The following is a 6,907-nucleotide window of genomic DNA, read 5'->3' on the forward strand; positions in this document are numbered from 1 at the left end:
CCTTTGTTTTAACATTTCATTTGAATAAGTTGAAAAGTGAGAAAGTTTATAAAGTATGAAAGTCGGAACGTTCATAAAGTTTGAAAGTTTGGGTATCCTACATTACCTTTTTACTCTATAACTTTATGAACTTTTTTACTTTCTCCATTACTCGCTGACGCTCATGAGAACGGCTATCGCCTAAGTTCTCGATTCTCCATTCTCAATTTTTATTAATATTTTCCTGTAAGCCCAATAAACGCGTCTTCCAGTGATAATTTCTCTTCTGCAAGATGTTCTACCACTGCCCCGTTTTTTGTCAATTCTTTTTCCACATCTGCAGCCGAAGAAAAAGAGTAGGTTTCCCAGTGGTTACCTATTTTTTCCGTATGAAAGAGCCGTTCATTTTCCGGAAAATCCGAAGCACCGGAAGTAAAACGGAAGCGCCGGAAATGATCCATGATGTATGACGTGGGTTCATGCAGCAAGATGCGGCCGTAATCCAGAATCATACAGTCGTCGATCAGCAGTTCCATATCCTGAATGATATGGGAAGTAAGAAAGACGGTTTTGTTCTCGGCTGTGATGTATTCCTTCAGATATTCAACGAAAAGACGACGATATCCGGGATCCAGCCCCATGGAAAAATCATCGAGGATGAGCAGATCGGGATCCTGTGCAAAGATCAATCCTAAGGCCACCTGTGAACGTTGTCCGCACGACATGGTACTGATTTTCTGCGTAGGCGTTACCTGCAGTTTTTTCAGTAACTCATAATAAGCTTCCCGCTTCCATTTCGGAAAAAAACGGCCATAAAATTTCTCTATCTGTTCGACATTGAAATAGCTATGTTGCACATGGCCTTCCAGTAACAACCCGATGCGTCCCTTGGTAACCGGTGTCAGATGTTCCATATTTTCACCGAAGATACGGCAGACCCCCGACCGGGGCTTCAGATATCCCGTAAGGATATTGATGATCGTGGTTTTTCCGGTCCCGTTTTTTCCCAGCAAACCCAATATTTTTCCACTGGAAACCTCAAAATTCAGGTTCTCATATATCAGTTTATTCCCGTAATAATGGGTAATATTTTCACATTGAATTACCGGATCCATTTTTTATTGATGATTTAAAAGTATGAAAGTTTATAAAGTATGAAAGTGGGAAAGTTTGGATACCCACACACCCTACATTATTTTTTAACATTACAAGATTATGAACTTTTTGCTTTTTAACATTATGAACTTTTTTATTCTCCATTCTCAATTCTCCATTCTCAATTTTTTATTTACATTCTTATTCCTGCACATATTTCCACTCCCATTGCATATCTGCTTTTATAACTGAGACGGGTAAGGTTCCCTGACACATACCAGGCTGCTTTTTTCTTTATCCGGTATTGGTATTCACATCGTAAATCCACTTTCCAAGGACTTGACCCGAAAATATCCAAATCGGGCAATACAGAAGCGATGAACATGGCATCCGTCATAGGTACTTCTTCCGATGACCGGATATTCGGGTAGTATCCGCCGGATAATTCCACCAGCACGGATGAGCTTTTCATGAAATACTGCATTCCTCCTTTGGCGGAAAGATCCAGATGTGTATACTCCATATGGTAAGCGGGCGAAAGATAACGCTCCTCACTGCTACGTAAGCCCACACCGAGTTGTCCCCACATATTACTGCGCGAACGATACCATTCTTTCAATGCATCTATCCCGATATATCCGGTTTTACGGGTATAGCGGTGGCTTTCGGTCAACAAACGGTAATCATAATATATTTTCCCCGCACCATCATTCCGCTCCACGGTTTCATATACACGCTCTGTACCTTTCCCGTTCCGGTAATCAAGACGTGCTTTGACCTGTTGGCTGCCGGTCCGGCTTTTTGCGCGATATCCGGCCGAAAAATGAACCGATTGGATACGGTAAAAGAACGGATATTTGTTGGATGTAGCAAACGACTCCGTATCTTCCGACAACACATCCAGCATTGCCACGAATCCCTTCTCTTTTTCCGGTAACAGGAACAACGAAGCTCCGTAACCTTTCCCTTCATACAGCCAGCTGAAAGATGAATTATAATCCAGATGGGCACGGTCGTACATTCCAAAGCCTTTCATCGGGTAATAAGTATCTTTCCGGTTGCTTTCAACAGTTTTTGTCTCCAGGCGCTGCTGATAGGTAGACGCTTTCAGCGACATACCCATCCGGTGTGTTCCAACAGGCATACTTCCTCCTGTATGGATATACAGATCAGATATATATACTGCCGGCCGCGGATCGCGTCGGCGGAAGTCATTCCCAGCCCGGTATCCTGCCTCTATGGCCCACACATACTTCTCCTTTACTATTCCGGCAAAACCTCCCGAAAAAGAATAATGCTCACCGAAAACGTTTCCGCCTGTCGTATCGGCAATATGGTACGGGCCAATGCGCTCAAGGTCCGAAACATTGCTCCATCGTACATGTCGGGTATAAGTATTCCGGTAAGCCGCTTTTCCCCAATAGGCCGTCTTTTGCTTGCGTACCAGTCCGTCTGCAGAAAATCCCCAGCGGTAACCGCCTTCACCATCCCGAAGCAAGCTGTATTTTTTCCTGTCCTCGAAAGCATACATAGCACTGACATCCGCTTTATACGGCGCAGGTCGCAGAAAAGCCGCCGCAGGTTGCCGGTAGGCAGATTCAAAAAATGTGGTCCCCGGAATGTTTGCCGTATTTAAAAGTATACTGTCGCCCGCCGATACAACAACAGGCAACAGTAATAATAATACTAACATATATATTTTCCGGAGCAACATCAGGGTATACGGTTATCTTCTGAAAAGAGCTTGTTGTTTCGGAGCCGGAGTACCGATCTCAAAATCATTGGTCGAGTTATTGGTATCCTGATAGATCACCCGGCCATTATCGGTGGTACGTTCTACTTTACGACGAACACACTCTCCCGAACGTGAACCGTTCCAGTAAGTATTTCCGCTATCCAGGATAACCGGAAGGTTTTTTACCTTCATATCATCCGGATGGCCCAGTTCCACCGCATCAAAAATAATATCCTTATGTACTCTGATGGTCTGCAATGCATTGTTGCCCGTAGATCTTCTGAAATCGGAATTCTGCAGTACATATTGTTCGCCGTCACCATTAACATTGAAAATGATGTAAGCACGGTTACCTTGTATAGAAGGCAGCCAGACTGTTGCCGAATAGGAGTAATATTTGATCATATTGGGTACTTCGGGCACATCAATGGACAGGGTAGCATGTGCATCATACCACTGAAAATCCGCGGATGCTAAGTTTTGTAATTTTGTATCCGGATCTCCTGCCGTTCCGACCGTTGTCTGGTGATCGACCGGTTGTGGAGCGATCAGGATGCTTTTTCCGGGTTCTACCGGATAGGTCGTGCCATCTCCGGGAATGGTATAATATGTCTGCACATATACTGAGTCTGTGCTGGCCCAGTAATTGATTCCGGTACTGGCAGTGGATACCCCCCGGGTTTCTCCCAACGATAACCCGTCGGCATATAACGTTTTCGTCGAGTTATTGTGGATCTCTATATATTGATCATTCTGATAATTCACGTTGGCAGAAGTTTTGGTTCCGGCAAAGTAGATTTCTTTAATTACCCAGCTGTTCCTGTCTTCTTCCGTCCTGAAATCTCCGCTCAGCTGGATGGCTATCGTTGCCGTTGGCGTAATAGTCCGGGATATGGGAACGTTTTCCTGTAAGCCCACCAGGGTAACTTCATTGGTCTTCAACTCGTCATAGTCCAGGTATTCATAACTAATGGTAGTATTCACCTTAAAATCATATACCCCTTCTTCAATGGTTTCCGTCAATGTACCGGAATCATCCATGGTACAATCATAGGATGTTCCCGATGTTTTATTGACTACCGTCACTTTGATCCCTTCCATACTTAAGGTCTCGGGATGTCCGGCCGGAAGCAGCACTTTCATGATTACTTCCACTGTTTTGATTTTATTATCATCGTCATCGTCACAACTGCCCAGAAAAACGACTATGCCTAACAGCACGGGCAACATCTTAAAAATCACATGTTTTTTCATATTGATATGGTTTAATTATAATTTTACGGTTAATTCAGCCCCAAACGAGGGGTATTTTTCACTTTTACGTGTTCTTTCGGTTCCTTCCTTTCCTGTATAATCCGGAATATAATTCAACAAATTGTTTACATAGAAAGAAAGGGTAAAATGACGCCCTATCTCTTTGGTCAGCTTCAGATGGAGCTTCATGGCAATAGGTACCTTGTCCGGCTTGAAATAATAACTCATGTAGGTATCTACCATCGGGTGCATCATGGCCTCACCGCTTCTACCGGGATCGAACTCATGATATTGCCCTGCCAGATCGATATAACCCAACGGCATCCCCGAATTTTCCCGGTAGGATGTCCTGGTGAACCACATGGTTTGCAAATCGGTGGAAAAGATCATGGCCAGCACGGGAATATGCGTGATCAGTTTCATATTGGTATTGAACTGTTGCCGGATACGGTTATCGGTATTGTTATAATCGTAAACGCCTACATACGGGTAGAGCTTTCCGTTGTAAACGCCTGTGGGCTTTCTATACCTCAATGAATTCTGCCGGTATTCGGTCCTGAACCATGCCCCGTTGATATGTATCTCGGTATAGAGGATTTTGATCTTACCCAGCCTTAACGTATACTCCAATCCGCGTTTATGCACTAATGCGGTATTCCGCGCTTTGTTGAAAAGCGAGGCTACAGTGTCGGCTACGGGAGGATCGAACTGTGACAAGCCGGGTTTCGATGAGATAGAGTTCGGATCGACCGAGGAAGGATCATACCTGTCATAGGTATGGAAAAGAATGGTTTGCTCGGCCGAAAAGCCGTTTTTCATCCATTCATCGAAATAAGTAAGGCTTATCCGGTATTGCCCTGCACCAACACGGATTCCTGTCTCGTACTTTTTATTTAGCGAAGGCGTTAAGGCATAGTTTGTCGGGTCTTCCACATAGGTACGGATATTCAATGCCCTTAATTCCTCCTGCTGACTGTAATAGTTCAACTGTACATAATCGAAATACAGATCGGCCGGGTATAATTGTGCCTGTGTCGGGAACCTGTAATGATGGCCAACGCCTCCGGTCAATTCTATTTTCACCTTATTGTTCCCTATCGCGAAAGCCGGTAAACCGATGCTTGCATTCAGACGAGGTTCGGCATACCATCGTCCGGATATGTCATAAGTACCGGAAAGATCCGGTAAGGTAGTGGCACGAAGGCCGGCCGTAGCCGAAAACAACCATCCGCCTACCGGATATTTCAGCCGGTCTTCTGCATATACCGACAATTTCTGTATGGCAGGAATGTCTCTATACGGCCGTGGCCGGGTACTTCTCCCGCCTACATAAGGTGGCCGGGTAAGATCGTACAGTTCACCTCTGCCTAAATTAACATCATAGGTCCATTCTGCTCCCGCCAGTAATCCATGCTTCAATGCGCCGGTATTCGGTTCGGCCCTGGCAGTGACCTTTGCAGAAAGCGTCAACGGCTTTCCGTCTACGCGAAGAAAGGAGGAATACTGGGCGGGCAGGTATTCGGCATCGTATACCCCACTTTCCATTGCTGTGGGAACAGGCATGATACCGGGCGCTATCAGATGCTTCCGCTCCATCTCCACCTGATTGTAGGATGCGGATAGATTGTATTCGGTTTCATGGATCAGGGAACCGGGCATCCGCAACTTACCGCTTGAAGACAAGCTGAAACCCTGGTATTTGTTCTTTTCGTAATCATCTTTACCCTTCATCAGGTCGGGATCGCTTTTTTCACGGTCGAAACTTCCCGTATAAGTGAAATTAGCACCGAATTCGAAACGGTTTTTAGTACCCATTTCGAATATCTTTTTATAACGTCCCGAAGCGGATGTCCGTGAATAGATCAATAATTTGCTCCTCGGGTCATCTAAATATTGCGTGTGTTCCACATCAAGGTTCACTGATCCCCCGTTAGCCGGCAGCAAAAAACCTTTACCCACCGAAAACAATTTGGTATGGTAATCTGTTTTCACGCGCCCTTCCCAGGGAGTTTCACCATTTTTCAAATCAATCAATACCAATCCGGATGTCAGGTTACCGTATTCCACCGAAGGAATGCCCCGTACCACCTCCACCTTTTCAATGCGGTCGGTAGAAATAGTACGCATATCAATGCCGTAGGAAGTAGTAGGTTGGGTTGTATTCCCGTATACATGTTGCAGGGCGTCATTGCTCATCTGCATACCGTCGATGACAAATGCGGTACCCAAACCGGTATTGATGTCAGTGCCGGCCTGCCGCAAAGACATATGGCTGGATCCGGTCATTTTAATATCTTTTGTCATCCCACCGGGCAGCAACTGCAAAAGATCGGCAAAACTCGAAGGTTGTATGTGCTGCATGGCCTCAGTACCGATCACCGATGAAGCATTGTCGTTTGTATTTTCCTGTGCGGTAACGGTTACCTCGTCCAAAGAAAAGCTTCTGGGTTCAAGGAACAGGTTGATTTCCATATCTTGTTGCACATGGATAACGGTATCCACCTCCTGGTAACCCAGACAGGAAAAAATCATTGTGTAATATCCTTTGTTTTTTAAGATCAGCTGATATTCGCCATGAATGTTGGTAGTAGTTCCGATAGTACTCCCATGAACAGATACAGAGGCGAAAGCAATCGGTTCCCGGGTCTGGGCATCGGTAAGCTTTCCTGATAAAGTAAAATGATGATTTAATGGATTGGTTTCCCCCCGGACAAACTGTACGGATACCCCTAAAAACAAGATAATGACCTTAATAATGATACGCATTCCCTATATCCCCTCGGAATTAGGGCACAAAAATAAACGAATCGGCCATGTTAACCAATCCCTACTTTTAGGTATTTT

General features: G+C 45.0%; 4 protein-coding genes. All 4 read right to left on the minus strand.

What is annotated here, in order from left to right:
* Positions 1–212: 212 nt before the first annotated feature.
* A complete protein-coding gene (locus tag LBQ60_13740) occupies positions 213–1,094 on the minus strand; it encodes an ABC transporter ATP-binding protein (protein ID MDR2038980.1) in 882 nt (293 codons plus the stop codon).
* 173 nt (positions 1,095–1,267) lie between these two features.
* Positions 1,268–2,767, minus strand: a complete 1,500-nt coding sequence (locus LBQ60_13745) for a hypothetical protein (GenBank protein ID MDR2038981.1) — start codon at positions 2,765–2,767, stop codon at positions 1,268–1,270.
* Between the two features lie 33 nt (positions 2,768–2,800).
* Positions 2,801–4,063, minus strand: a complete 1,263-nt coding sequence (locus LBQ60_13750; protein MDR2038982.1) for a DUF4876 domain-containing protein — start codon at positions 4,061–4,063, stop codon at positions 2,801–2,803.
* Positions 4,064–4,078: 15 nt separating this feature from the next.
* A complete protein-coding gene (locus LBQ60_13755) occupies positions 4,079–6,802 on the minus strand; it encodes a TonB-dependent receptor (protein ID MDR2038983.1) in 2,724 nt (907 codons plus the stop codon).
* Between the last annotated feature and the right edge of the window lie 105 nt (positions 6,803–6,907).

The sequence above is a fragment of the Bacteroidales bacterium genome (assembly GCA_031275285.1).
Taxonomy (GTDB): Bacteria; Bacteroidota; Bacteroidia; order Bacteroidales; family UBA4181; genus JAIRLS01.

What these genes read in the sequence shown, in the direction of transcription:
- LBQ60_13740 (MDR2038980.1), bottom strand. Translation starts at nt 1,094, where the DNA reads ATGGATCCGGTAATTCAATGTGAAAATATTACCCATTATTACGGGAAT.
- LBQ60_13750 (MDR2038982.1), bottom strand. Translation starts at nt 4,063, where the DNA reads ATGAAAAAACATGTGATTTTTAAGATGTTGCCCGTGCTGTTAGGCATA.
- LBQ60_13745 (MDR2038981.1), bottom strand. Translation starts at nt 2,767, where the DNA reads ATGTTAGTATTATTATTACTGTTGCCTGTTGTTGTATCGGCGGGCGAC.